The sequence below is a fragment of the Pseudomonas sp. Root329 genome (assembly GCF_001424925.1).
Classification (GTDB): domain Bacteria; phylum Pseudomonadota; class Gammaproteobacteria; order Pseudomonadales; family Pseudomonadaceae; genus Aquipseudomonas; species Aquipseudomonas arabinosi.
In genome coordinates, this window is sequence record NZ_LMCV01000051.1 from 135,010 (window position 1) to 161,760 (window position 26,751).

General features: G+C 60.3%; 22 protein-coding genes. 18 read left to right on the plus strand and 4 right to left on the minus strand.

Translation table 11 applies throughout. The features are described 5' to 3' along the window. Window positions 1-18 precede the first annotated feature (18 nt). The 3 genes from ASC74_RS30500 (at window position 19) to ASC74_RS30510 (ending at window position 3,017) form a co-directional block, all read left to right on the plus strand. Window positions 19-1,353: an acetamidase/formamidase family protein gene (locus tag ASC74_RS30500; protein WP_056746701.1), complete on the plus strand. Its 1,335-nt coding sequence runs from the start codon at window positions 19-21 to the stop codon at window positions 1,351-1,353. Between the two features lie 76 nt (window positions 1,354-1,429). After that, window positions 1,430-2,269: an HvfB family MNIO-type RiPP peptide maturase gene (locus ASC74_RS30505; protein ID WP_056746703.1), complete on the plus strand. Its 840-nt coding sequence runs from the start codon at window positions 1,430-1,432 to the stop codon at window positions 2,267-2,269. Continuing rightward, a complete protein-coding gene (locus ASC74_RS30510; RefSeq protein ID WP_056746705.1) occupies window positions 2,262-3,017 on the plus strand; it encodes an HvfC family RiPP maturation protein in 756 nt (251 codons plus the stop codon). The genes ASC74_RS30505 and ASC74_RS30510 overlap by 8 nt, the downstream gene beginning before the upstream one ends. Before the next feature lie 154 nt (window positions 3,018-3,171). On the opposite strand, the gene ASC74_RS30515 is transcribed toward ASC74_RS30510, so the two are convergent. Continuing rightward, on the minus strand, window positions 3,172-4,566 hold the full coding sequence (locus ASC74_RS30515; protein ID WP_056746706.1) for a sensor histidine kinase: 1,395 nt from the start codon (window positions 4,564-4,566) through the stop codon (window positions 3,172-3,174). Then, complete coding sequence (locus ASC74_RS30520; RefSeq protein WP_008153872.1) at window positions 4,544-5,227, minus strand: response regulator transcription factor; 684 nt, start codon at window positions 5,225-5,227, stop codon at window positions 4,544-4,546. Before ASC74_RS30520 ends, ASC74_RS30515 begins: the two co-directional genes overlap by 23 nt. Window positions 5,228-5,528: 301 nt before the next feature. Between ASC74_RS30520 and ASC74_RS30525 the strand changes: the two genes are divergently transcribed. Further along, complete coding sequence (locus tag ASC74_RS30525) at window positions 5,529-6,467, plus strand: hypothetical protein (protein WP_056746708.1); 939 nt, start codon at window positions 5,529-5,531, stop codon at window positions 6,465-6,467. Between the two features lie 313 nt (window positions 6,468-6,780). Here the strand turns inward: ASC74_RS30525 and ASC74_RS30530 are convergent, their stop codons facing one another. Next, complete coding sequence (locus ASC74_RS30530) at window positions 6,781-7,392, minus strand: glutathione S-transferase (protein WP_056746710.1); 612 nt, start codon at window positions 7,390-7,392, stop codon at window positions 6,781-6,783. Between the two features lie 76 nt (window positions 7,393-7,468). After that, entirely contained in the window at window positions 7,469-8,389 is a 921-nt protein-coding gene (locus ASC74_RS30535) for a MurR/RpiR family transcriptional regulator (protein ID WP_046049576.1), read from the minus strand. A gap of 311 nt (window positions 8,390-8,700) precedes the next feature. On the opposite strand from ASC74_RS30535, the gene ASC74_RS30540 reads away from it, so the two are divergent. From ASC74_RS30540 to ASC74_RS30605, 14 genes are all read left to right on the plus strand, one after another. Then, on the plus strand, window positions 8,701-10,638 hold the full coding sequence (locus ASC74_RS30540) for a bifunctional 5-dehydro-2-deoxygluconokinase/5-dehydro-2-deoxyphosphogluconate aldolase (protein WP_056746711.1): 1,938 nt from the start codon (window positions 8,701-8,703) through the stop codon (window positions 10,636-10,638). Between the two features lie 161 nt (window positions 10,639-10,799). After that, a complete protein-coding gene (gene iolE, locus ASC74_RS30545; protein WP_056746713.1) occupies window positions 10,800-11,693 on the plus strand; it encodes a myo-inosose-2 dehydratase in 894 nt (297 codons plus the stop codon). Continuing rightward, window positions 11,690-12,499, plus strand: coding sequence for a 5-deoxy-glucuronate isomerase (iolB, locus tag ASC74_RS30550; RefSeq protein ID WP_056746715.1), 810 nt, complete (start codon window positions 11,690-11,692; stop codon window positions 12,497-12,499). Before iolE ends, iolB begins: the two co-directional genes overlap by 4 nt. 44 nt (window positions 12,500-12,543) lie before the next feature. After that, window positions 12,544-14,046 carry a CoA-acylating methylmalonate-semialdehyde dehydrogenase gene (locus ASC74_RS30555; RefSeq protein WP_046049572.1) on the plus strand — a complete coding sequence of 501 codons (1,503 nt, stop codon included), beginning with the start codon at window positions 12,544-12,546 and terminating at the stop codon, window positions 14,044-14,046. 25 nt (window positions 14,047-14,071) lie between these two features. Beyond that, window positions 14,072-14,893: a TIM barrel protein gene (locus ASC74_RS30560; RefSeq protein ID WP_056746717.1), complete on the plus strand. Its 822-nt coding sequence runs from the start codon at window positions 14,072-14,074 to the stop codon at window positions 14,891-14,893. 170 nt (window positions 14,894-15,063) lie between these two features. Next, window positions 15,064-16,995 carry a 3D-(3,5/4)-trihydroxycyclohexane-1,2-dione acylhydrolase (decyclizing) gene (gene iolD / locus ASC74_RS30565; RefSeq protein WP_056746718.1) on the plus strand — a complete coding sequence of 644 codons (1,932 nt, stop codon included), beginning with the start codon at window positions 15,064-15,066 and terminating at the stop codon, window positions 16,993-16,995. Between the two features lie 42 nt (window positions 16,996-17,037). Further along, window positions 17,038-18,063, plus strand: coding sequence for a Gfo/Idh/MocA family protein (locus tag ASC74_RS30570; protein ID WP_056746720.1), 1,026 nt, complete (start codon window positions 17,038-17,040; stop codon window positions 18,061-18,063). Between the two features lie 160 nt (window positions 18,064-18,223). Continuing rightward, window positions 18,224-19,084, plus strand: a complete 861-nt coding sequence (locus ASC74_RS30575) for a sugar phosphate isomerase/epimerase family protein (RefSeq protein WP_046049568.1) — start codon at window positions 18,224-18,226, stop codon at window positions 19,082-19,084. Window positions 19,085-19,235: 151 nt separating this feature from the next. Beyond that, complete coding sequence (locus tag ASC74_RS30580) at window positions 19,236-20,288, plus strand: Gfo/Idh/MocA family protein (RefSeq protein ID WP_056746722.1); 1,053 nt, start codon at window positions 19,236-19,238, stop codon at window positions 20,286-20,288. 156 nt (window positions 20,289-20,444) lie between these two features. Further along, the gene (locus ASC74_RS30585) at window positions 20,445-21,371 is read left to right on the plus strand and encodes a sugar ABC transporter substrate-binding protein (protein WP_056746725.1); all 927 of its coding nucleotides are present in this window, start codon (window positions 20,445-20,447) and stop codon (window positions 21,369-21,371) included. 70 nt (window positions 21,372-21,441) lie between these two features. Further along, the gene (locus tag ASC74_RS30590; RefSeq protein ID WP_046049565.1) at window positions 21,442-23,007 is read left to right on the plus strand and encodes a sugar ABC transporter ATP-binding protein; all 1,566 of its coding nucleotides are present in this window, start codon (window positions 21,442-21,444) and stop codon (window positions 23,005-23,007) included. A gap of 57 nt (window positions 23,008-23,064) precedes the next feature. Next, window positions 23,065-24,087, plus strand: a complete 1,023-nt coding sequence (locus tag ASC74_RS30595) for an ABC transporter permease (RefSeq protein WP_008153855.1) — start codon at window positions 23,065-23,067, stop codon at window positions 24,085-24,087. A gap of 328 nt (window positions 24,088-24,415) precedes the next feature. After that, window positions 24,416-24,820, plus strand: a complete 405-nt coding sequence (locus ASC74_RS30600) for a TraR/DksA family transcriptional regulator (RefSeq protein WP_007907888.1) — start codon at window positions 24,416-24,418, stop codon at window positions 24,818-24,820. A 200-nt stretch (window positions 24,821-25,020) separates the two neighbouring features. Then, on the plus strand, window positions 25,021-26,625 hold the full coding sequence (locus tag ASC74_RS30605; protein WP_056746729.1) for a methyl-accepting chemotaxis protein: 1,605 nt from the start codon (window positions 25,021-25,023) through the stop codon (window positions 26,623-26,625). Window positions 26,626-26,751 lie beyond the last annotated feature (126 nt).

Consider the following 26,751-nt stretch of genomic DNA (forward strand, 5'->3'; position numbering starts at 1 on the left):
ACCGTGAAGGGGATAACAATGACCACGCTCCTGCCTGAAACCGACTTGAAACCCACACCCGTCAATCGCCTGCGCGTCGACCAATACACCAGCGGCATCATCGGCCCAAGCCAGCCGATGCTCGGGCCACTGGCCGACGGCGGCACCCTGATCACCGGCACACCGCCGGGCTGCTGGGGGCCGATGATCACGCCGGCCTTCGAGGGTGGCCACGAAGTGACGCAACCGGTGGCCATTGCCGGTGCGGAAATCGGCGACGCGGTGGCGATCAAGATCAAAAGCATGCGCGTCACCTCACTTGCCACCTCGTCCGGGGTGATGAAATTCGTTGAAGGTCGCTACAACGGCGATCCGTTCGTTTCCAAATTCTGCGCCAAGTGCGGTACCGAACACCCGGCCAGCCATGTCGAAGGCATTGGCGAAGACGCGATTCGCTGTAACACCTGTGGCGCCGAGGTCAGCGCGTTTCGCTTCAGCCACGGCTACGTGATCGTGTTCGATGCGCAGAATCAGGTCAGCCTGACCGTCAATCAGGACGTCGCCAATCAACTGGCCGGTAACGCAGCCGAGATGTCGGCGCTGCCGGAATTCGCCGCGCAACATTCGATCCTGTCCCTGGCGCGCGCCGACATCCCCGGTGTGGCGGCGCACATGCGGCCGTTCCTCGGCAACATCGGCACCACGCCGTCCCGTGATTTGCCCGACTCCCACAACTGCGCCGATTTCGGCCAGTACCTGATCGGCGCGCCGCACCGTTTCGGCATGACCCGCGAAGAACTGCACGCGGCCAAGACTGACGGCCACATGGACACCAACTCGATCCGCGAGGGCTGCGTGTTGATCTGCCCGGTCAAGGTGCCAGGCGCCGGCGTGTACATGGGCGACATGCACGCCCAGCAGGGCAACGGCGAGATCGCCGGGCATGCCACCGACTGCTCCGGGGAAACCGAAGTGGTGGTGGAAGTGGTGAAGCACCTGACGCTGGAAGGACCGATCCTGCTGCAAAACCTCGACGACTTGCCGCCCATGGCCCGGCCGATGAATGCCCAGCAGCGGCAGAAAGTCCGTGAGCTGGGCGAGCGCTGGGGCCAGCACGACATTGAGCAGAGCGGGCCGATCACCTTTATCGGCAGCGGCGAGAACCTAAACGTCGCGGTAGAGAACGGCTTGAAACGCGCCGCCTTGGTCACCGGTCTGCCGTACGACGAAGTGCTCAACCGCGCGACCATCACCGGCTCGATCGACATCAGCCGCTTGCCGGGCACCGTCCGCGTGACGTTCCTGTGCCCGATGAGCGTGCTGGATCGCATCGGCATTGGCCATCTGGTACGCGAGAAGTACGACCTGGCTTAACGCGCAACGGCGGGTCTGTACCACAGTGTGTACAGACCCCTGTGATTCCGTTCTGACAATCATTGAGATCGACATCATGCAAACTCCCACCCTCTTAGCGAAGGCGACCGTCGGGCTCGGTTTGCGTCGCGGTTTAATGAAAGACCTTCAAGCCGCCCGCGTGGGCGATTTCGATTTTCTGGAAGTCGCACCGGAGAACTGGATCGGTATCGGTGGTGCTCATGGGCATGCGTTGCGTGCCCTGGCCGAGCGTTATCCGTTGTCCTGTCATGGCTTGTCCCTGTCTTTGGGCGGTCCGGCCCCGCTGGACGTTGGGTTTCTGCAGGAAGTCCGGGTTTTCCTCGATCACTACAACGTGCCGCTGTACAGCGAACACTTGAGCTACTGCAGCGATGACGGTCACCTTTACGACCTGCTGCCGTTGCCCTTTACCGAAGAAGCGGTGCATCACGTCGCCGCGCGAATTCGCCAGGCCCAGGACATTCTTGGTCGGCGTCTGGCGGTGGAAAACGTCTCCTACTATGCCGCGCCACAGCAAGACATGGACGAGGTGACCTTCACCAACGCGGTGCTGCGCGAAGCCGATTGCGACCTGCTGCTGGACGTCAACAACGTCTACGTCAACTCGATCAATCACGGTTTCGATCCGCAGACCTTTCTGGCCGGCATCGATTCGGGCCGGGTGGTGGCCATGCACGTGGCCGGGCATTTCGATGAGTCCGACACCTTGAAAATCGACACCCACGGCGCTTCGGTCAAACCGGTGGTCTGGTCGTTGCTGGCTGAGGCTTACGCTCGATTCGGCGCGCAACCGACGCTGCTGGAACGGGATTTCAACTTTCCGGCATTTTCCGAACTGCTGGCCGAGTTGCAGACCATTCGCCGCCTGCAAACCGAGGGGGTGAGCCGTGGATAAGCCGAGTCTGTTTCAGCAGCAAAACACCCTGGGCCTTTACCTGCGCGATCCCGATCATTGCGCGCCACCGGCCGGGATGGACGTGAGTCGGGCGCAGGTTTACCGAGACCTGATTTTCGCGAACCTGTCGTCGTTGCTCAGCGGGACTTTTCCGGTGCTGATCAAGATTCTCGGTGATGAACACTGGCGTTCACTGGTACGGATTTTCCTGCGCGACTACCGCGCGCACACGCCAAAATTCGGCGAGATCGCCAAGGAGTTTGTCGAGTTCCTGGCCTCGGAACCGCAAGCGTTGGCCGAAGGGCGGTGGCCGCCGTTCATGGTGGAACTGGCGCATTACGAGTGGATCGAGATGGCGTTGCAGCAGTCCGAGGCCGAACCGTTGCCGCTGAGCGATGCCGGGTTGTTGCTGGACCGACCGTTGCAGGTTTCGCCACTGGCCTGGCCGCTGGCGTATGCCTGGCCGGTGCAGTTGGTGGGGCCGGATTATCAACCGGAGGCAGCGCCGGCTCAGCCGACATTGTTGCTGGTGCGTCGGGCTGAAGACTGGAGTGTGAAGTTTTCTGCCCTGAGCCCGTTGGCGTGGCGGTTGTTGCAGCGGATTGAGGAATTTCCTCAACTGGACGGGCGTAAGCAGCTGGAGGGATTGGCGGTGGAGGCGGGGATGGCTGGGTCGCCGGAGTTTATGGAAAGTGGGGCGATGTTGTTGCGGCAGATGCATGAAGAAGGGGTGGTGGGCTTGGTATGATCGTTCCCTCGCTCCGAGCATGATCGTTCCCACGCTCTGCGTGGGAATGCCTCAAGGGACGCTCCGCGTTCCAGCTCTCGAAAGGGACGCGGAGCGTCCCGGGCTGCATTCCCACGCGGAGCGTGGGAACGATCAACGCCCCGACGTGGGACGATCAAGCGGGGGGAATCAAACTCTGCCGGCAGTCGAGCACTAACCGCGCACCGCCGAGTTCACTGGTGCCCACCTCAAGCGCAAACCCATGCAAGCTGACAATCGCCGCAACGATCGACAGCCCCAACCCGAACCCGCTTTTCTGGTTGCCGCCGTCAGCACGATAGAAACGCTGGAACACCGCCTCTCGTTCGGCCATCGGAATGCCCGGACCCGAATCGAGCACTTCGATCCGCGTACGTCCACCCTCATTGCCCCCCCGCAAAATCACCTCGCCACCCGGCGGCGTGAACTTGATCGAGTTGCTCAGCAGGTTCGCCACCGCTTCGAACAGCAACGCGCGGTCGCCATTCAGTGGCGGCAAGACGTCAGGCAGTTGCAGCTTGAAAACCAGTTCGCCTTCTTCCGCCAACGGCAGATAAAAGTCGTGCAGCTCTTGCAACAACGGCACCGGATCCAGCTGCACAAAACCCGAACGCCGCTGACGATCTTCCAGCTCGGAAATCCGCAGCAACCCTCGAAAGCGCGCCATCAGGGTGTCTGCTTCACCGAGCACTGAGTCCAGTTGCACCGCCAGCGTCGAACCTTCATCAGCCTGTTGCTGAATCCGGTACAGCTGCGCCCGCAGGCGCGTCAGCGGCGTGCGCAGGTCGTGGGCGATGTTGTCGCAGACGCCCTTGACCTCGTTCATCAAGCGTTCAATACGTTCGAGCATGGCGTTGACGATGGCGGCGAGCATGTCCAGCTCATCGCGGCGATTGGACAATGGCAGGCGGCGGGTCAGGTCACCGGCGACGATGGCCTCGGCGCTGGCCTGAATCCCGCGAATACGCCGTAAGGGGCGGCGGCGCAACAAGTGCCAGCCGGCGATGCCCGGCAGGATCGTCAGGGTCACGCCCCAGAACAACGCGTGGAGGATGATCCGGGTCACGGCGAATAACGAACCGTTGTCGCGCACCAGCACCAGCCAGCGTCCATCCCGGGTCTGGGTCGCCACGGCGTCGCAGCTGTCAGCGGGCAGGGTCGGGTCGTCGGAGTCGGCGCAGTCGCTGAGCATGTGAATCTTGCCGTCCAGCGGCAGGCCTTCGGGAATGTGCTGCAGGGCGCCATTGAGGTAGCGATGCTGACCATCGAACAGGCCATAGGCGTCGATACCGCGAATGTCGAAGGTCATGCTGACGGCGAGGGCGTCCATCAGTTGTTCGCCTTGAAAGCGCGAAAACAAATGCTGGCGCTGCATCAGCGAGTGTTTGGCCAGGTTGTCCAGGTAATCGGACACCTCGTAGTACATGACCCCCATGAGAATGCCGCTCCAGAGCACGAACAGCGAACTGTAGAGCGCCAGCAGTCGGCTGCTGGAGGAACGCCAGCCTTTAGACGGGTTCGGCAATGACATAACCCGAGCCTCGCACGGTCCGGATCAATGGGAGATTGCCGGGTGGGTCGATCTTCTTGCGCAGCCGGCCGATGTGCACGTCGATCAGGTTGGTGCCGGGGTCGAAGTGGTAGCCCCAGACCTCTTCGAAAATCATCATTCGCGACAGAATCTGCCCGGTGTTGCGCATCAGGAATTCCAGCAGCTTGTACTCGGTGGGCAACAGCGTCAGCAGCTGACCGTCGCGGCTGGCTTCATGGCTGATCAGGTTCAGCTCCAGATCCGCCACCCGCAACGTGGTGGCCTGGGCGGTCACGGTGTTCTGCCGGCGCAGCAGGACTTCGACCCGGGCGGCCATTTCATCGGTGGCGAACGGTTTGGTCAGGTAATCGTCACCGCCCGCGCGCAAGCCGCGCACACGCTCATCGACGTCGGAGAGGGCGCTGATCATCAGAATCGGCGTGGCCACGCCCATGGTCCGCAACGTGGTGACAATCGCCAGACCATCGAGCTCGGGCAGCATGCGGTCGAGGGTGATCAAGTCGTAGTTGCCGCTGACCGCGCGCGCCAGACCTTCGCGGCCGTTGTCGACCCAATCCACGTCGAGGCCGTGGCTGCTCAGTTCGGCGACGATTTCCCGGGCGGTCACGGCGTCGTCTTCGATGGTCAAGATGCGGGTCATAGGGCGGGCCTGATTAGGAGTACTCAATGTTGAGCGGCATTTTGCCAAGAAATGATGGCAGGCTTTCTAAATAAAACTTCATGCGATCTTTTGATTTTTCCATTGAAAACACTAATCCCGGTCAATGCATAAAACCCGCCGCTACAGACGGCTTCTTGCAAATTGCAAGGCCATTGGAAGTTCAAACTTTATAACGTATTGAAAAACCGCGATTTATTTAAAGTTGGCGACTGGCACGGTGACTGCAATTCCTCCGTTGAAGAGTTGTAACACCATCTTTCCTGCCTGGAGCGATATAACAATGAATAGATCCTCTGATGGTTTCTATCCTGCCTTCGAAGAAACGAGCACGCTCTCTGGCGTGTCCTGGGGGGCGATCTTCGCGGGGGCCGCTGCGGCGGCAGCGTTGTCGCTGATCCTCGTGTTGCTCGGCTTTGGCCTGGGTTTTTCGGCGGTATCGCCGTGGGCCAATGAAGGGGTGAGCGCCAAGGGCCTGGGCATTTCAACGATTGTCTGGCTGGCCGCTACGCAAATCGTGGCGTCCGGGCTTGGTGGTTACATCGCCGGTCGTCTGCGGGTGAAGTGGGCGAACATGCACGGTGATGAGGTTTATTTCCGTGACACCGCCCATGGTTTCCTGGCTTGGTGCGTGGCGACGCTGGTGACGGCGACGCTGGTGGTCGGCTCGGTCAGCAGCATCGTCAGCGGTGGCGTGCAGGCCGGGGCGAGCGTGGTTGGCGGCGCCGCGAGTGCCGCGACTCAAGCAGCCGGCACGGCTGTCGGCAACACTGACAGTGACCCGTACGGTTACTTCGTCGACAGCCTGTTCCGCGATGATCGCCCGGCGGCGGTCAGTGATGATGCCGTTCGTGGCACCGTGACGCGCATCTTCGTGCGTAGCCTGAGCAACGACGGGCAACTGGCTGCCGAAGATCGCACCTACCTGGCGCAACTGGTCGCCCAACGGACCAACCTCACTCAAGCGGACGCGGAACGTCGCGTTGATGAAGTGTATGCCCGCACGCAAAAAGCCGTGGCCGACGCCAAACTCGCCGCCCAACAAGCCGCCGACACCGCCGCCAAAGTCGCTGCCTGGACTTCGCTGTGGATGTTCATTGCGCTGCTGATCGGTGCGTTTTTCGCCAGCCTCGCGGCAACCTTTGGCGGCCGTCGTCGGGATGCCGTGGTGTATCTGGAATCCGACGCTTACGTGACCACCACTTCACTGCCTGTCCGCTAACCCAGGAGAACTACCATGCGCTCATTACTGCTGTTCTTTCTCGGCGTACCGATTCCGATCATCATCCTGATCGCCCTGTTCATGCACTGACTTACGCTGGGGCACTAGCCTCTGCCGCTTCTGCCTTTGGTGGAAGCGGCGTTTTTGTTTGAGCGTACTGGCAGCCACCTAGATGTTGAATGTGACTGCCTCTTCGCGAGCAAGCCCGCTCCCACATTTTTCCTGCGGTGGATGCAGAATCTCCGAGCACTGGAGATCAACTGTGGGAGCGGGCTTGCTCGCGAAGGGGCCAGATTAGGCGCCCTCAATCCATCTATTCGATCGGTGTACTGACAAACACCTCAAGCCCCTCGGCATATTCGGTAAACGCACTGATCTGTGGAAACCGATTCACATCCACCTGATCCGGCACCACCAGATGGGTAAAACTCCACGCCACCGCCAACGTAATCCCGTCTTGAGCAATCGTCCCGTCAGTCTTCAACGGCTGCATTTCCAGCTCGCGCTCCAGCGCCGAATAGGCGGCCGCCAGTTGCCCTTCGACCCGCTCCACCCACGGTTCAAATTGAATATTCGCCGGCCGCAGGTTGCGTTCGTAGTAAAGCTGCACTGACTTTTCGCATGCCGCCAACGCCAGGCCGATCAGGCGCAATGAGCGCAGGCGTTGAGCGAGATCGCTGGGCATCAGGCTGTTGCCAGGACCGGCCAAGGCTTCGAGGTAGTCGAGGATCAACGTCGAGTCGATCAACACCTCGCCGTCGTCGAGCACCAGGGTGGGCGCCTTGACCACCGGGTTGATCTGCTGGAATTGCTCGAAATGCCGAAACACCGAAACCGACTGATGTTCCAGTGGGATGCCAAGGTGTTTGGCAGAGATGGCGACGCGCCGCACGTACGGCGAATCCAGCATGCCGATCAGCTTCATTGAACCGCTCCTTCAGATGTCCATTTCGGGATGGACAACCTTAGTTTAGCTTCAGCGAGCTGCAAACGGCGTGGCGCTAATCTTCGAAGCCGACCTGCTCGTGAATCTCATCGACCTTCAATTCCAGCCGATAGGCCACGGCGATAAACAGCGCCTGGCACAGGCACAGCGTCGCACTCAATGAGCGGAAGGCAAACGAACTGCCTTCGTTGACCAGCAGCACAGTGTTGGCGCGCTTTGCCAGAGGCGAGAGGTTGCTGTCGGTGATGATCAGGGTTTTTGCCTGATGGTGCTGGGCAATGCGCAGGCAGTGCTGGGTTTCCTTGCCATAGGGCGTGAAGCTGATGGCGATCACCAGGTCATTGGCGCGCACGCTGCGCATCTGCTCGCGGTAGCTGCCGCCGAGCCCCGAGACCAGGTGGATACGCTTGTTGGTGTGTTGCAGGTTGTAGACCAGGTAGTCGGCCACCGCGAATGAGCGACGCACGCCGACCACGTAGATATTGTCGGCATTCACCACCAGATCCACGGCCTTGTCGAAGGCCTGATCATCGAGTTCCAGTCCCAGCCGTTCGATGCCCGACAGGGTCGCATCGATGCACTCGCGCGCCAGGTCGCCGCCGCTGGCCTTCTGCGACTTGTTGGCAATCATGCTGCGAATGCGCTGCTGGTAGTTCTGCACCGGCGTGGTCTTGTGGGTGTAGGCCTCGCGGAACAGCGCCTGCATTTCGCTAAAACCGCTGAACCCGAAGCGCTGGGAAAACCGCACGATCGCCGACGGGTGCACTTCGCACTCGCGGGCGATGTCGCTGATGCGGTCGACCATGATCCGGTCGCTCTGCTGGCTCATGTAACTGGCGATGCGTTTGAGCTGGCGCGGCAGGCTTTCGTATTCGTTGGTGATCAGCTGCAGCAGACGCTCGGCGTTGATCGGGGGGCTGGCGAGATCGCTGTCGGGCGTGCTCTCGGTCGTCGCCGGCTGATCGGTGCGGGTCATAAGGAATCCTTCTGGCTTGTTCTTATAGGGAGGACGGATGGCGTCATCCCCTGACAATAGGTTGGCTGTGCGCAGTCTACAGGGTAGGCCGGAATAAAATCTTGAGCTTGCGGTCAGTACGAGGTGTGCTGAAACGATGCACTGCCTCTGGAACGCCTGTACCAAAGTTTATTGGAAAAAATATTCCACGTAAAAAATATTTAGAATAATTATTGATTGTTCGGTCCCGGACGTTTTAGTCTGCATCCACCAAGAGTGTTCGGCGCGGCCATCGCCCCGAACGCAGGCTGATAAAAATAACAGGAGCCAGCATGGGCCAGACTCGTTTTGCCAGTGGGCGTCAATTGGATCTGATTTGCCTGGGGCGCCTAGGCGTCGACCTCTATGCGCAGCAAGTCGGGGCGCGGTTGGAAGATGTTTCTAGCTTCGCCAAATACCTCGGTGGATCGTCCGCCAACATCGCCTTCGGCACGGCTCGGCTGGGTCTGAAATCGGCGATGCTGAGCCGGGTAGGGGACGACCACATGGGCCGCTTCCTGGTGGAATCCCTGACCCGCGAAGGTTGCGACGTCAGCGGCATCAAGGTCGATCCGGAGCGCCTGACTGCCATGGTCCTGCTGGGCCTCAAGGATCGAGAAACCTTTCCCTTGGTCTTCTACCGCGAAAACTGCGCCGACATGGCGCTGCGGGCCGAAGACATCAGCGAAGCCTTCATTGCCTCCAGCAAAGCCTTGCTGATCACCGGCACCCATTTCTCCACCGACGGCGTCTACAAGGCGAGCATCCAGGCGCTGGATTACGCCGAGAAGCACAACGTCAAACGGGTGCTGGACATCGACTATCGCCCGGTGCTCTGGGGCCTGGCTGGCAAGGCCGACGGCGAAACCCGCTTTGTCGCCGACCAAAACGTCAGCCAGCATGTGCAGAAAATTCTCCCGCGTTTCGATTTGATCGTCGGTACGGAAGAAGAATTCCTGATTGCCGGTGGCTCCGAGGATTTGCTCACCGCTCTGCGTAATGTGCGGCGCCTGAGCGCGGCGACCCTGGTGGTCAAGCTCGGTCCGCAAGGCTGCACGGTGATTCACGGGGTGATCCCGGAACGTCTCGAGGACGGCGCCATTTACCCCGGCGTTCGGGTGGAAGTGTTGAATGTGCTGGGCGCCGGCGATGCGTTCATGTCGGGTTTCCTCGCCGGCTGGCTGGAGGATGCGAGCGACGAGCGCTGCTGCCAGTTGGCCAATGCCTGCGGCGGTCTGGTGGTGTCGCGCCATGCCTGCGCCCCGGCCATGCCGACCCGCGCCGAACTCGATTATCTGTTTAACAGCCCGGTGCCGATTACCCGGCCGGATCAGGACGTGGTGTTGCAGCGTTTGCATCAGGTCAGCGTGCCGCGCAAACAGTGGAAGCAGCTGTTCATTTTTGCTTTCGACCATCGCGGGCAACTGGTGGAACTGGCGCAGAAGGGCGGTCGCGACCTGAACGCCATCGGCGAACTCAAGCAACTGTTTATCAAGGCTGTGGAACGGGTCGAAGCCGATTTGCGCAAGCAAGGCATCGAGGCCGATGTCGGACTGCTGGCCGATCAACGTTTTGGCCAGGACTCGCTGAACGCCGCCACCGGCCGCGGCTGGTGGGTGGCGCGTCCGGTGGAAGTGCAGGGTTCGCGGCCATTGGCCTTCGAACATGGGCGCTCCATCGGCAGCAACCTGATCGCCTGGCCGCAGGAACAAATCATCAAGTGCCTGGTGCAATTCCACCCCGACGACGAGCCGCTGCTGCGTCTGGAACAGGAAGCGCAAATCAAGGGTTTGTATCAGGCATCCCAAGTCAGCGGTCATGAGCTGCTGCTGGAAATCATCCCGCCCAAGGATCATCCGTCGCCCCATCCGGACGTGCTGTATCGCGCCCTCAAACGCCTCTACAACCTGGGCATTTACCCGGCGTGGTGGAAGATCGAAGCGCAGAGTGCCGAAGAGTGGAAGCAACTCGACGAGTTGATTCAAGAGCGTGATCCGTACTGCCGAGGCGTGGTGTTGCTGGGGCTGAATGCACCGGCAGCGGCACTGGCCGAAGGGTTTCAACAAGCCAGCCAGAGCCAGACTTGCCGCGGGTTTGCAGTCGGCCGGACGATTTTCCAGGAACCGAGCCGCGCGTGGATGGCCGGTGAAATCGACGATGAGGCGCTGATCCGTCAGGTGCAAGGCACGTTCGTCGAACTGATCGATGCCTGGCGCACAGCCCGGGCCTGACGTAACACCGCAGTACCAATGTGGGAGCGGGCTTGCTCGCGAAAGCGGTGTGTCAGGCGACAAACATGTTGAATGTGCCGGCCTCTTCGCGAGCAAGCCCGCTCCCACAGGGGTTCCGTGCCGGTCTTACTGATTTGTGTAAAACAATAAAAGGTGCAGCCATGCCCGCTATTCGAATTGGCATCAACCCGATCTCCTGGAGCAACGACGACCTGCCATCCCTCGGTGGGGAGACGCCGCTGAGCACCGCCCTGAGTGAAGGCAAGGAAATCGGCTACGAAGGTTTCGAGCTCAACGGCAAATTCCCCAAAGACGCCAAGGGTGTCGGCGATGTACTGCGCCCTTACAACCTGGCGCTGGTGTCCGGCTGGTATTCCAGTCGTCTGGCCCGTCGCTCGGTGGCCGAAGAAATCGACGCCATCGGCAGCCATGTCGAGCTGTTGGCGAAGAACGGCGCCAAGGTGCTGGTGTACGGTGAAGTCGCTGACTCCATTCAAGGCCAGCGCATTCCGCTGGTTGAACGCCCGCGTTTCCACACCGAACACGCCTGGCAGGAATACGCCGACAAGCTCACTGAACTGGCGCGCTTCACCCTGTCCCAAGGCGTGCGCCTGGCCTATCACCACCACATGGGCGCGTACGTCGAATCCCCGGCTGACATCGACAAGTTGATGGCGTTGACCGGCAGTGAAGTCGGCCTGCTGTTCGATTCGGGCCATTGCTACATGGGCGGCGGCGAACCGTTGCAGGTGCTGCGCAAACACATCGAACGCATCTGCCACGTGCATTTCAAGGACGTGCGCAAACCGGTGGTGCAACTGGCCCGCAACAACCTGTGGAGCTTCCCGGACTGCATCATCAACGGCACGTTCACCGTGCCCGGCGATGGCGACCTCGATTTCGGCGCCTTGCTCGACGTGCTGCTGGCGGCCGATTACCACGGCTGGCTGGTGGTCGAAGCCGAGCAGGACCCAGCGGTGGCACCGAGTTATGTCTACGCCAAAAAAGGCTACGACACCTTGCGTGCGCTGCTCGACGAGAGGACTGCATTATGAGCCTGCTGGTCAAAAGCAACGCCCGTGGCCGGACCATGGTCGAGCTGGGTAAAGGTGAGCTGGAATACGTCGGCTTCGCCGCTTACCGCTTGAGCCTGGGCGAAACCCTGCCGGTGTCGGCCGGTGATAAAGAACTGTGTCTGGTGCTGCTCAGCGGTCGGGTCAGCCTCAAGGGTGAAGCGCCGGGGCAGGGTGCGTTCGACTGGGACAACATCGGTGATCGTCAGTCGGTGTTCGAAGACAAATCCCCGTTCGCCGCGTACTTGCCACCCGGCAGTCAGGCGCAAGTGGTCGCGCTCAGCGATGTGCAAATCGCCGTGTGCGCCGCGCCCGGTTCAACGAGCAACGGCCTCGGCCCACGGCTGATCAAGCCCGACACCATGAAGCGCAGCGTGCGCGGTAAAGGCGCCAACACCCGTTACGTCTGCGACATTCTGCCGGACACCGAGCCGGCCCATTCGCTGCTGGTGGTGGAAGTGCGCACGCCTTCGGGTCACTCGTCGAGCTACCCGCCGCACAAGCACGACACCGACGATTTGCCGCACCAGAGTTTTCTCGAAGAAACCTACTACCACCAGATCAACCCGCCCCAGGGCTTCGTGTTCCAGCGGGTCTACACCGACGATCGCAGCATCGATCAGGCCATGGCTGTGGAAAACAGCGACCTCGTGGTCGTGCCCAAGGGTTACCACCCGGTCAGCGTGCCGTACGGCTACGAGTCGTATTACCTGAACGTGATGGCCGGCCCGAAACGTGTCTGGCAGTTCCATAACGATCCGCAGCACAGCTGGCTGCTTGATCTCTGAACTAAAAAGCCTGAATTCCAACCTCTGCACGGAGAACACGATCAATGAGCAACGCCCCGATCATCGGCCATTACATCCACGGTCAAGTGCAAGACAGCAGCAGCGAACGGTTCAGCAACGTCTTCAACCCGGCCACCGGCAGCGTCCAGGCGCGCGTCGGGCTGGCCAGCCAGAAGACCGTAGACGAAGCCGTCGCCTCGGCCCTGAAAGCGTTTCCGGCCTGGTCCGAACAATCGTCCCTGCGCCGTTCGCGGGTGATGTTCAAGTTCAAGGAATTGCTCGACCAACATCACGATGAGCTGGCAGAAATCATCAGTCGCGAACACGGCAAGGTGTTTTCGGACGCCAAGGGCGAAGTCACCCGGGGCATCGAAATCGTCGAGTACGCCTGCGGTGCGCCGAACCTGCTGAAAACCGAATTCAGCGACAACATCGGCGGCGGCATCGATAACTGGAACCTGCGTCAGCCGCTGGGTGTGTGTGCCGGCGTGACGCCGTTCAACTTCCCGGTGATGGTGCCGCTGTGGATGATCCCGCTGGCGCTGATCACCGGTAACTGCTTCATCCTCAAGCCGTCCGAGCGCGACCCGTCCGCCAGTGTGCTGATGGCCCGACTGTTGAGCGAAGCCGGTTTGCCAGACGGTGTGTTCAACGTGGTTCAGGGCGACAAGACCGCCGTCGACGCGTTGCTGCAACACCCGGACATCGAGGCGATTTCCTTTGTCGGCTCGACACCGATTGCCGAGTACATCCACCAGCAAGCCACCTCCCGCGGCAAGCGCGTGCAGGCGCTGGGTGGGGCGAAAAATCACATGATCGTCATGCCTGATGCGGATCTGGATCAAGCGGCGGATGCCTTGATCGGTGCCGCTTACGGCTCGGCCGGCGAGCGCTGCATGGCAATTTCGATTGCCGTGGCGGTGGGCGATGTCGGCGACCAACTGATTGCCAAACTGCTGCCGCGTATCGATCAACTGAAAGTCGGCAACGGCCTGAAGGGCGACAGCGACATGGGGCCGCTGGTGACCGCCGAGCACAAGGCCAAAGTCGAAGGTTTCATCGATGAAGGCGTGGCCCAGGGCGCGCAGCTGATCGTTGATGGCCGCCACTTCAAGGTGCCGGGCGCCGAGAACGGCTTCTTCGTCGGCGCCACGCTGTTCGACAACGTCACGACCGAGATGAGCATCTACCAACAGGAAATTTTCGGCCCGGTGCTGGGCATCGTTCGGGTCCCGGACTTCGCCAGTGCCGTCGCGTTGATCAACGCCCACGAGTTCGGCAACGGCGTGTCCTGTTTCACCCGCGACGGCGGCATCGCCCGAGCCTTCGCTCGCACGATCAAGGTAGGCATGGTCGGCATCAACGTGCCAATTCCGGTGCCGATGGCCTGGCACTCTTTCGGCGGCTGGAAACGCTCGCTGTTCGGCGATCACCACGCTTACGGCGAAGAAGGCATCCGCTTCTACAGTCGCTACAAAAGCGTGATGCAGCGCTGGCCTGACAGCATTGCCAAGGGCCCTGAATTCAGCATGCCGACGGCCAACTAATTCACCTGTGCGGAGAACAACAATAATGAGCAAACCCCTGCGTTTCGCCCTGAACCGTATGGTCGCCCCACGTTTGTCCCTGCCGGCGTTCATCGAGCTGGCGGTGACCCTCAAGGCCGACGCCATCGAAATTCGCAACGACCTTAAAGGCATCGAGATCGAAGACGGCACCGCACCCGAGCGCGTCCGTGAGTTGTGTGCCGCCAAAGGCATTACGGTGCTGTCGATCAACGCGCTGTATCCGTTTGATGTGTGGAATGACGAGCGTCGAGCACACGCCTTGGAGCTGGCCGCTTATGCCCGTGATTGCGGCGCACAGGGGTTGGTCATGTGTCCGCTCAACGACCGTGCCGACCTGCGTAACGAGGCCGCACGCGCTTCGGGTCTGCGCACGGCGTTGACTGAACTGGCGCCGATCCTGCGCGAACACGGCATCCTCGGCTTCATCGAGCCGTTGGGTTTCGAAGAATGCTCGCTGCGCCGTAAACGCACGGCAGTGGACGCGATCAAAGCCATCGGCGGGCTGGATGTGTTCCGTCTGGTTCACGACACCTTTCACCATCACCTGGCCAGCGAACATGAGTTCTTCCCCGAGCTGACCGGGCTGGTGCACATCTCCGGTGTCGAGGATGCCGAGGCACCGTTGGCGAGCATTCGCGATGGCCACCGGGTGCTGGTGGGCGAGGGCGACATCCTCGGCAACGCGGCGCAAATCGACACCTTGCTCAGCAGCGGTTACAGCGGCTACCTGTCGTTCGAACCGTTTGCCGACAGCGTCCATGGCCTGGCGGACATCCAGCAGGCGATCGGCGCGAGCATGGATCACCTGCAAAAATCCCTGGCCTGACAACACTTATGAACTGATGGAGATCAACTGTGGGAGCGGGCTTGCTCGCGAAGAGGGCGACACATTCAACATTGAAGTCGCCAGACACTCCGCTTTCGCGAGCAAGCCCGCTCCCACAGTGATCGCATTCCACAGCAAGTACCGGATTAGCTTCAAAGGAAGGTGCAAGCATGACTACAACAAGACTGACCATGGCCCAGGCCCTGGTGAAATTCCTCGATAACCAGTACATCGAGGTCGATGGGGTTCAAAGCAAATTCGTCGCCGGGATCTTTACCATTTTCGGTCACGGCAACGTGCTGGGCCTGGGCCAGGCCCTGGAGCAGGACAGCGGCGACCTGATCGTCCATCAAGGTCGCAACGAGCAAGGCATGGCCCACGCGGCCATCGGTTTCGCCAAGCAACACCTGCGGCGCAAGATCTACGCCTGCTCCTCATCGGTAGGCCCAGGCGCAGCGAACATGCTGACCGCCGCCGCGACGGCGACCGCCAACCGCATTCCCTTGCTGCTGTTGCCCGGCGATGTCTATGCCTGCCGCCAGCCGGACCCGGTGTTGCAACAGATCGAGCAGTTCCACGACCTGAGCATCAGCACCAACGACGCGTTCAAGGCCGCGAGCAAATACTGGGACCGCATCAACCGTCCCGAGCAACTCATGACGGCTGCGATCCACGCCATGCGCGTGCTCACCGATCCTGCCGAAACCGGCGCGGTAACCCTGGCCTTGCCGCAAGACGTGCAAGCCGAGGCCTACGACTACCCCGATTACTTCCTGCAAAAACGCGTGCATCGCATCGAACGTCGTCCGGCGACTGAAGCGATGCTGGGTGATGCGCTGGCGCTGTTCAAAGGCAAGCGCAAACCGCTGATCATTTGCGGTGGTGGGGTCAGATACTCCGGCGCCAATGCGGCATTGCAGGCGTTTGCCGAGCGCTTCGATATTCCCTTCGCCGAAACCCAGGCCGGCAAGAGTGCGGTGGTGTCCAGTCACCCGCTGAACGTTGGCGGCATTGGCGAAACCGGTTGCCTGGCCGCGAACCTGTTGGCCAAAGACGCGGATCTGATCATCGGTGTCGGCACCCGCTACAGCGATTTCACCACCGCGTCGAAATCCCTGTTTCAGCACCCGGACGTGCAATTTCTCAATCTGAACATCAGCCCCTGCGATGCATTGAAGCTCGACGGCGTGCAACTGTTGGCGGACGCCAAAGTCGGCTTGCAAGCGTTGGCTGAAGCCTTGGGCGATTACCGTTCTGCGTGGGGTGATCAACCGCGACAGGCCAAGGCGCAACTGGACGAGGAAGTCGACCGCATCTATCAGGTCGAATACCAGAGCAAAGACTTCATCCCGGAAATCAACGACCACATGGACCCGGCGGTGCTGCGCGAATTCATCGAGCTGACCGGTTCCTGCCTGACCCAGAGCCGCGTGCTCGGCGTGCTCAATGAAACCCTGGCCGATGACGCCGTGATCGTCGCCGCCGCCGGCAGTCTGCCCGGTGACTTGCAGCGCAGCTGGCGCAGCAAGGGCGTGAACACCTATCACGTCGAGTACGGCTATTCCTGCATGGGTTACGAGGTCAACGCCGCACTGGGCGTGAAACTCGCCGAGCCGGATCGCGAGGTCTATGCGCTGGTCGGTGACGGCTCTTACATGATGCTGCATTCCGAACTGGCGACCTCGATTCAGGAGCGCCGCAAGATCAACGTGGTGTTGCTCGACAACATGACCTTCGGTTGCATCAACAACCTGCAGATGGAACACGGCATGGACAGCTTCGGCACCGAGTTCCGGTTCCGCAACCCGGAAACCGGCAAGCTCGACGGTGGTTTCGTGCCGGTGGATTTCGCCATGAGCGCGGCGGCCTATGGCTGCAAAACCTACAAGGTGAACACGGTCGAAGAACTGAACGCGGCATTGGCCGATGCGCGATTGCAGACCGTGTCGACGCTGATCGACATCAAGGTCCTGCCCAAAACCATGATTCACAAATACCTGTCGTGGTGGCGGGTCGGCGTGGCGCAAGTCTCCACCAGCGCCCGCACCGATGCAGTGGCCAAGACCCTGAATGAACGACTGGCGAAGGCCCGTCAGTACTGATTGCCCCTGATACCAACAACAATTTTTCGCAGGAGAAACTTCATGTCTTTGCTCTCTAATTCACTGCGGGTCGGCGTCATCGGCACCGGGGCCATCGGCCAGGACCATATCCGTCGTTGCAGCCAGACCTTGCTCAATAGCCAGGTAATTGCTGTAACCGACATCAACTTGCAGCAAGCCGCGAAGGTCGTTTCTGACTTGAAACTGACCGCCGAGGTCTATCCCGACGGCCACGCGCTGATCAAGGCGCCGGAAGTCGAGGCGATTCTCGTTACCTCCTGGGGGCCGAGCCACGAAGAGTTCGTGCTGGCGGCGATTGCGGCGGGTAAGCCGGTGTTCTGCGAGAAGCCGCTGGCGGTCACCGCTGAAGGCTGCCGCAAAATCGTCGAGGCCGAAGTGGCCCACGGCAAACGCTTGGTCCAGGTCGGTTTCATGCGCCCGTATGACGAAGGCTATCGGGCACTGAAAGCAGTGATCGACAGCGGCCAGATCGGCGAGCCGTTGATGTTGCACTGCGCGCACCGCAACCCGACCGTGGGTGAAAACTACAAGACCGACATGGCGATCACCGACACCCTGATCCATGAGCTGGATGTGTTGCGCTGGTTGCTCGATGACGATTACGTGTCGGTGCAAGTGGTGTTCCCGCGCAAGAGCAGCAAGGCCCTCGCCCATTTGAAAGACCCGCAGATCGTGCTGCTGGAAACCGCCAAAGGCACACGCATCGATGTGGAAGTGTTCGTTAACTGCCAATACGGCTACGACATCCAGTGCGAAGTGGTGGGGGAGACCGGCATCGCCAAACTGCCGGAGCCGTCGCAGGTTCAGTTGCGCAGCGGGGCGAAGTTGTCCAACGCGATTCTGATGGACTGGAAGGATCGGTTCATCGCGGCGTACGACGTCGAGTTGCAGGCGTTCATCGATGGTGTGCGGGCCGGGCAGGTCGGTGGGCCTTCGGCGTGGGATGGCTTCGCCGCTGCCGTCGCGGCAGACGCGTGCATCGAAGCACAGAACAGCGGCCAGATCGTCAAAGTCAGCCTGCCAGACCGCCCACACTTCTACGGCTAACCCCGATCCAATGTGGGAGCGGGCTTGCTCGCGAAGGCGTCAGAACAGTCAACATTGATGTCGTCTGACCCACCGCTTTCGCGAGCAAGTCGAATCGTCGCACCGCCGCTCCCACAGGGGGTTGTGTCAAGGCTGAGGCCTTGGTCAGGAGAATAAGAACATGCGCATCGCACTAGACCCCTACATGTACCGCACCCTGTCCCTGGGCAAGATGGTCGATAAGGTCGCCGAGCTCGGTTATGAACACATCGAACTCTCGCCCCGGGAAGATTTCCTGCCGTTCTACAAAGCTCCGCGGGTCGACAAGGCGCGGATCAAGGAGTTTCGCAAAGCCCTGAGCGACACCGGGGTCAAGCTCTCTTCCTTGTTACCGATGTACCACTGGGCCGCTGCCGACGAAGGCCTGCGAGTTGCCGCCGTACGCAACTGGAAACGGGCGATCCAGATTGCCGTAGAGATGGACTGCGAACTGGTCAACACCGAGTTCACTGGTCAGTCAGACAACCCGCTGGTCTGCGAGAACCAGTTCATGCGCTCCATGGACGAGCTGATCCCGGAGTTCGAACGCGAAGGCATCAAGCTGGATATCCAGGCCCACCCGTACGACTTTTGCGAGCGCAACAACGAATCGGTGGACATCATTCGCGGTCTGGATCGCGAATGGATCAACTACCTTTACGCGGCCCCGCACACCTTCTTCTATGACGACGGCAAAGGCGATATCGCCTCGATGCTCAAGTATGCCGGGTCGAAGCTCAGCCACCTGATCATCGCCGACACCTACAACCACAAGGCTTCTTCGGGGTTGCGCTACATCGTCAACCCGCCGGGTGTCGTCGCCACCGTGCACCAGCATTTGGACATCGGTCAGGGTGAGGTCGATTGGGATGCGTTTTTCGGCACCTTGCGCGAGATTCAGTTCGACGGCATCGCCACGGTCTCGGTGTTTGCCTGGGAAGACCGGCCGGATGAGTCCAACCGGATGATGCTTGAACGCGTGACCCGCGAACTGCGCCGCTGACCTGTGTACGCAAAACCTGTGGGAGCGGGCTTGCTCGCGAAGACGGCGGCACATTCAACATTGATGTCGCCTGACATATTGCCTTCGCGAGCAAGCCCGCTCCCACAAGGTCCGTGTACATCCGGTAATTAACTATAAGGAGAATGTTTTCATGCGTATCGGACTTGTCGGTTACGGCCATGGCGGCCGGTTTTTCCATGCTCCGCTGATCAGCAGTTTGCCGGCGGCGACGTTCGTGGGTGTGGTCACCCGTTCGCCGGAACGCCGACAATTGCTGGCGGCCGAGCACACCGGGGTGCCAGCGTTTGACAGCATCGGCCAACTGGTGGAGGCCGGGATCGATGTACTGGTGGTGTCCACGCCGCTCAAGGGCCGTCCGGCGCTGGTGCTCGATGGCATCGAACACGGGGTGGCGGTGGTCAGCGACAAACCGTTCGCCGCTGACGCGCAGCAAGCCCAGACCCTGATCACCATGGCCGAGCGCCAGGGCGTGCAGCTCAGCGTCTATCAGAACCGTCGCTGGGACTCGGACTTCCTGACCGTGCGCAAACTCATCGAATCCGGTGCGTTGGGCCAGGTCACCCGTTTCGAATCGCGGATCGAGCGTTACTCACCACAGGCGGTGAACAACGGCAGTGGCGGTGGCTTCCTGCGCGATCTCGGTAGCCACCTGGTGGATCAGGCGTTGCTGTTGTTCGGTCCGGTGACACGGGTCTACGCCGAACTGGATTACCTGGAAAAAGGCCAGGTCTTCGATAACGGCTTCTTTATGGCCCTGACCCATGCCAGTGGCGTCACCTCACACCTGGGCGGCAGTTGCCTGCAAAACACCCCCGGCCCGCGCTTTCGGGTGACCGGCACCCAAGGCTGTTACAGCGTCGATGGCCTGGACGGGCAAGAAGCATCGGCACTCGCCGGGCTCTCGCCAAAATCCGAAGGTGAACGCTGGGGCGTTGAAGAGCATCGCCGCTGGGGCTGGTTCGAACAGGGTGAGGTGCGCGAGCGGGTTCCCTCCGAGCGCGGTTGCTGGAATCAGTTCTATTTACAGCTGCAAGCCGCGTTGCAGAGCGGTGGCCCACTGCCTGTGGAAGCCCGTGATGCACTGGCGACCACCCGCGTGCTAGACGCTGCACGACTGAGCGCCGAGCGGCATCAAGTGGTGGAATTGAGCCCGTTCAAGAGCCATGGAATAAAATCAGAATAAAATTCTAAAATGAGTTGATATAGAAATTATTTTCTAATAAAGTCATTTTCAGCGACCTGCCTCGCAACCTGTTTCAACCCTTTTCCCGCTTGCCTGCTTACTGAAATCGTCACGCCTCATCCATAAAACCAACAAGAATGTGGAGAAAGACTTTTCATGAAGACCAAGATCCGCTTCGCCTCACTTGCCTTGTCCCTGATGTTCGCCAGTGGTGCGGCGCTCGCCGATATGAAGATCGGCGTCAGCATGTCCCAATTCGATGACACCTGGCTGACCTACCTGCGCGAATCCATGGACAAGAAAGCCAAGTCCTATCCCGAGGGCGTGCAGCTGCAATTCGAAGACGCCCGCAGCGACGTGGTCAAGCAGTTGAGCCAGGTCGAAAATTTCATCAGCCAGAAGGTCGATGCCATCGTGGTCAACCCGGTTGACACTGCCGCCACCCGTAAAATCACTGAAGCCGCCGTCAAGGCCGGTATCCCGCTGGTCTACGTCAACCGCCGCCCCGATGACCTGAAGCTGCCCAAAGGCGTGGTCACTGTCGCCTCCAACGATCTGGAGGCCGGTGAAATGCAGATGCAGTACCTGGCCGACAAAATGGGCGGCAAGGGCGACATCGTGATTCTGCTGGGCGACCTCGCGAACAACTCCACCACCAACCGCACCAAGGGCGTCAAAGACGTTCTGGCCAAATACCCGAACATCAAGATCGAGCAAGAGCAGACCGGCATCTGGTCGCGGGACAAGGGCATGACCCTGGTCAACGACTGGCTGACTCAGGGCCGCAAGTTTGACGCGGTGGTGTCCAATAACGACGAAATGGCCATTGGTGCCGCGATGGCCTTGCAACAGGCCGGCGTCAACAAGGGCAGCGTACTGATTGCCGGTGTCGACGGTACGCCGGACGGCTTGAACGCGATCAAGAAAGGCAACATGACGGTCTCGGTGTTCCAGGACGCCAAGGGTCAGGCCGACGGTTCGATCGACACCGCTGTGAAAATGGCCAAGAACGAGCCGGTTGAACAGGCCGTGTGGGTGCCATACCGCTTGATCACCCCGCAAAACGTCGACACGTTCAAATAGCCCGTCCGTTCAATAACAACAATAAACACGCAAGGTTGCGACCGCGACCTTGCTGATGGAGTACCTGATCATGTTCGCTTCAGCGACTGCTTCGAGCACCCCGTTGGTGGGTATCCAGCCAGCTGCAACACCTGTCGATGAGCCGTACCTGCTGGAGATCATCAACGTCAGCAAGGGATTTCCCGGTGTGGTGGCCTTGTCCGATGTGCAGCTTCGGGTACGCCCTGGTTCCGTGCTGGCCTTGATGGGCGAAAACGGTGCGGGCAAATCCACCCTGATGAAAATCATTGCCGGCATCTACCAGCCGGACGCCGGTGAACTGCGTCTGAGGGGCAAACCGGTGGTTTTCGAAACGCCATTGGCTGCGCTCCAGGCCGGGATCGCGATGATCCACCAGGAACTCAATCTGATGCCGCACATGAGCATCGCCGAGAACATCTGGATCGGCCGTGAGCAGCTCAACGGTTTCCACATGATCGACCACCGTGAAATGCATCGCTGCACGGCGAAACTGCTGGAACGCCTGCGGATCAACCTCGATCCGGAAGAGCAGGTCGGCAACCTGAGCATCGCCGAACGGCAGATGGTCGAGATCGCCAAAGCCGTGTCCTACGATTCCGACATCCTGATCATGGATGAGCCGACCTCGGCCATCACCGACAAGGAAGTTGCGCATCTGTTCTCGATCATTGCCGACCTCAAGAGTCAGGGCAAAGGCATCATCTACATCACCCACAAAATGAACGAAGTGTTCAGCATCGCCGATGAAGTGGCGGTGTTCCGTGACGGCGCCTACATCGGCTTGCAACGGGCCGACAGCATGGACGGCGACAGCCTGATTTCGATGATGGTCGGCCGCGAACTGAGCCAGTTGTTCCCGGTGCGTGAACAGCCGATCGGCGATCTGCTGCTGTCGGTGCGTGACCTTAAGCTGGACGGCATTTTCAAGGATGTTTCCTTCGACCTGCACGCTGGCGAGATCCTCGGCATCGCCGGGTTGATGGGCTCGGGACGGACCAACGTCGCCGAAGCGATTTTCGGCATTACCCCAAGCGACGGTGGCGAAATTCGTCTCGACGGCGAAGTGGTGCGCATCAGCGATCCGCACATGGCGATCGAGAAGGGCTTCGCGCTACTGACCGAGGATCGCAAGCTCAGCGGCCTGTTCCCGTGCCTGTCGGTGCTGGAGAACATGGAAATGGCAGTGTTGCCGCATTACGCCGGCCACGGTTTCATCCAGCAAAAAGCCCTGCGCGCCTTGTGCGAAGACATGTGCAAGAAGCTGCGGGTCAAAACCCCGTCGCTGGAGCAGTGCATCGACACCTTGTCCGGCGGTAATCAGCAGAAAGCCTTGCTGGCGCGCTGGCTGATGACCAATCCACGGATCCTGATTCTCGACGAGCCGACCCGCGGTATCGACGTCGGCGCCAAGGCCGAGATCTACCGGCTCATTTCCTACCTCGCCAGCGAAGGCATGGCGGTGATCATGATTTCCTCGGAGCTGCCGGAAGTGCTCGGCATGAGCGACCGGGTGATGGTCATGCACGAGGGCGACCTGATGGGCACCCTCGACCGCAGTGAAGCGACCCAGGAACGAGTGATGCAATTGGCCTCGGGCATGTCCGCGGTTCACTAATGGATGCCGGCGCTGGTTGTGGCCAGCGTCGGCGACGCGATAGAAGGGTGAGTGTTTATGAACGCGATACTGGAAAACAAGCCAGCAACGGCACCGGTCAAGAGTCGCCGGCGCTTTCCGACCGAGTTGAGTATTTTCCTGGTGCTGATTGGCATCGGCCTGGTCTTTGAAGTGTTTGGCTGGATCGTGCGCGACCAGAGCTTCCTGATGAACTCCCAGCGTCTGGTGCTGATGATTCTGCAGGTGTCGATTATCGGTCTGCTGGCGATCGGCGTGACCCAGGTCATCATCACCACCGGTATCGACCTGTCCTCCGGCTCGGTGCTGGCGCTGTCGGCGATGATCGCTGCGAGTCTGGCCCAGACGTCGGACTTCGCCCGGGCGGTGTTCCCGTCGCTGACTGACTTGCCGGTGTGGATCCCGGTGATTGCCGGGCTCGGGGTCGGACTGCTGGCGGGGGCGATCAACGGCAGCATCATTGCCATTACCGGTATCCCGCCGTTCATTGCCACCCTCGGCATGATGGTTTCGGCTCGTGGCCTCGCGCGTTACTACACCGAAGGCCAACCGGTGAGCATGCTCTCGGATTCCTACACGGCGATCGGACACGGCGCGATGCCGGTGATCATTTTCCTGGTGGTCGCGGTGATCTTTCACATCGCCCTGCGTTACACCAAGTACGGCAAGTACACCTACGCCATCGGCGGCAACATGCAGGCGGCGCGTACCTCGGGGATCAACGTCAAGCGGCATCTGGTGATCGTCTACAGCATCGCCGGGTTGCTGGCAGGCCTGGCGGGTGTGGTGGCGTCGGCACGGGCCGCGACCGGGCAGGCCGGGATGGGCATGTCTTATGAGCTGGACGCGATTGCCGCGGCCGTGATCGGCGGCACCAGCCTGGCCGGCGGAGTAGGGCGCATCACCGGCACGGTCATCGGCGCACTGATCCTCGGGGTCATGGCCAGCGGTTTCACCTTTGTCGGCGTCGATGCCTACATTCAGGACATCATCAAAGGCCTGATCATCGTGGTCGCAGTGGTCATCGATCAGTACCGCAACAAGCGCAAACTCAAGCGCTGAGCCTCAGATAAAGCAGCCAATGCGCCACGCCTGACCCGCGTGGCGCAGCCGTTTGTCTTCTATATACAGCCGCTCGATTGAATTTCTTGCTATAAACGCACTCCGATAACCACCGCAAAGACTGCCATAGAGCACTTTCAGGGCTTTGTCGGACAAATTCGCTGTCTTTTCAGTTGCTGAGGCCTCAAGTCGGCCTTAGACTGCCGCCCCTCGTAAATTGAGTGCCGGGTGGCGCTTGGAATTACACGGCGCCGTTCCGATGGCCAACCCAGGTCCGCCGGAACGCTCCCTAATTCGCCTTAATGCACGTTTTTTTATAGAGATATCAATGACAAAGGACAAGTTGCTGGCCATGCCGGCGGATGACTACATGAATGCCGAGCAACATGCTTTTTTCTCTGAGCTGTTGCAGAACATGAAAGTCGAAACCCATGAGCGCATCGAACAGAACCGCATCGCCATCGAAAGCCTGGACACCCCGGCCGATCCGGCCGACGCTGCTTCTGTTGAAGAAGAGCGCACCTGGCTGGTAAACGCGATCGATCGCGACCAACGCATGCTGCCTCAGTTGGAACAGGCTCTGGAACGCATCAAGGAAGACAGCTTTGGCTGGTGCGACGACAGCGGCGAGGCCATTGGCCTGAAGCGCCTGCTGATCAGCCCGACCACCAAGTACTGCATCGAAGCTCAAGAGCGTCACGAACAGATCGACAAGCACCAGCGTCAGGCCTGATTTCGTAACGCCCCGCATCGCGGGCAAGCCTCACTCCTGTAGGAGCAAGGCTTGCCCGCGATGCTTTTTTTCGTCTGCGAAAAACCCGCGCACTTCTATTGATCTGCTGCAAGGCCCACTACTAATGGACCATAGATAATGGCCTTGTAGTGGCGTTTAATGCCGATACAACAATTAGAATGACTCGGGGGATGACGAAGATGACGCGTGACGGATCTGTGGTTGCAGCAGTGTCTGCACCCGTACTTTTGCCGAAAAACCTTTGGCTGACGCCGACTCTGCAAAGCATCGCCCTGATGCTCTTGTTGTGCGGCATGACGCTGGGCGGCTGGTCGCTTTACCTTGGCCTGCCATTGGCGGTGCTGGTGATCTGGCTACCTCGCTTGCGCACGCGCGCCATCCCTGAGGCACCCCCCGTCGACAGCGCCAGCGCGATTGCCGAGTTGACTCGCGATCTTTCCTACACCACCAGTCATAACGCGTTGTCTGCCGCCGGTGTGGCCTTTTCGGTCAAGCAACTGGCCGACAAACTGCAATCGCAGCTCGGTGCCGCGGCGCAGATTGTCAGCAACGCCGAAGTGATGATCGCGACCGAACAAGCCACCTCGACACTCAGCCGGGAAGCGCTCAGTGCGGCCAGCGAGGCACATCGCAGCAGCGCGGCAGGACGTACGGAGCTGATCGAGTCCATCGCCCGTATGCATCAACTCAGTCAGCGCGCCAGTAACAGCCGTGAACTGATCGAAGCCCTGAGCCTGCGCAGTGATGATATCCAACGGGTCACTCTGGTGATCCAGTCCATCGCCAGCCAGACCAATCTGCTGGCATTGAACGCGGCGATTGAGGCGGCGCGGGCCGGGGAGCATGGTCGCGGATTTGCGGTGGTGGCCGATGAGGTTCGCGGTCTGGCCGCGCGCACGGCGACGGCCACCGGCGAAGTCGGGGAAATGGTCGCTGATATTCAGCAACGCACCGCGCAAGTGGTGGAGCAGATCCGTCAACTGTCCAGCGACCTCGACATCGGAGTCGAGCAGGTCGAGCACACCGGTCAGCATCTGGAGAACATTGCGCGTCTGGCTGCCGGCGTCGAAAGCCAGGTCGGGGAAATCGCCAGGGGCGCCGACACCAACCGCGAACAACTCGATAGCCTGTTTCACGCCATCGAACAGATGCGCAGCGACCTGGCGATCAGCGACCAACAAACCCAGCGCCTGGCCCAGGCTGCCGTGCAAATGGAAGGTCAGGCCGAAACCATCAGCGAACGCCTCGCCGAAGTCGGGCTGGATGACTATCACCAGCGGATCTATGACCTGGCCCGCGAAGGCGCGAGTCAGATCGCGGCGCGCTTTGAAGCGGATATCGACGAGGGCCGCGTCAGCCTCGATGATTTGTTTGATCGCAATTACCAAACCATTCCTAACACCAGCCCGGCGAAATACCAGACTCGCTTCGATCGCTACGCCGATCAGGTGTTGCCGGCGATCCAGGAACCCTTGTTGCCGCGTCATGAAGGCCTGGTGTTTGCCATTGCCTGTACGCAGCAGGGCTATGTGCCGACCCACAACAAGGTCTTTAGCCAACCCCTGACCGGTGATGCGCAGGTCGATACCTTGCAGAACCGCACCAAACGCAAATTTGCCGATCGCACCGGGATCCGCTGTGGCAGCCATCAGCAGGCCGTACTGCTGCAAACCTACACCCGCGACACCGGTGAACTGATGCACGACCTCTCGGTGCCGATCATGCTCAAGGGCCGGCATTGGGGTGGTTTGCGATTGGGTTATAAGCCGGAAAGCGCTCGTTGATAGACCGTGATGCTGTTCACTTGGGGTTGTTGGGGTACATATCCGTTTCTGCGGTGATGGCTGCTGGCGGTTTCGCTTTTACAGCGACTCCCTTTTGCAGACGCCCAAAAGGAAGCAAAACGCTTT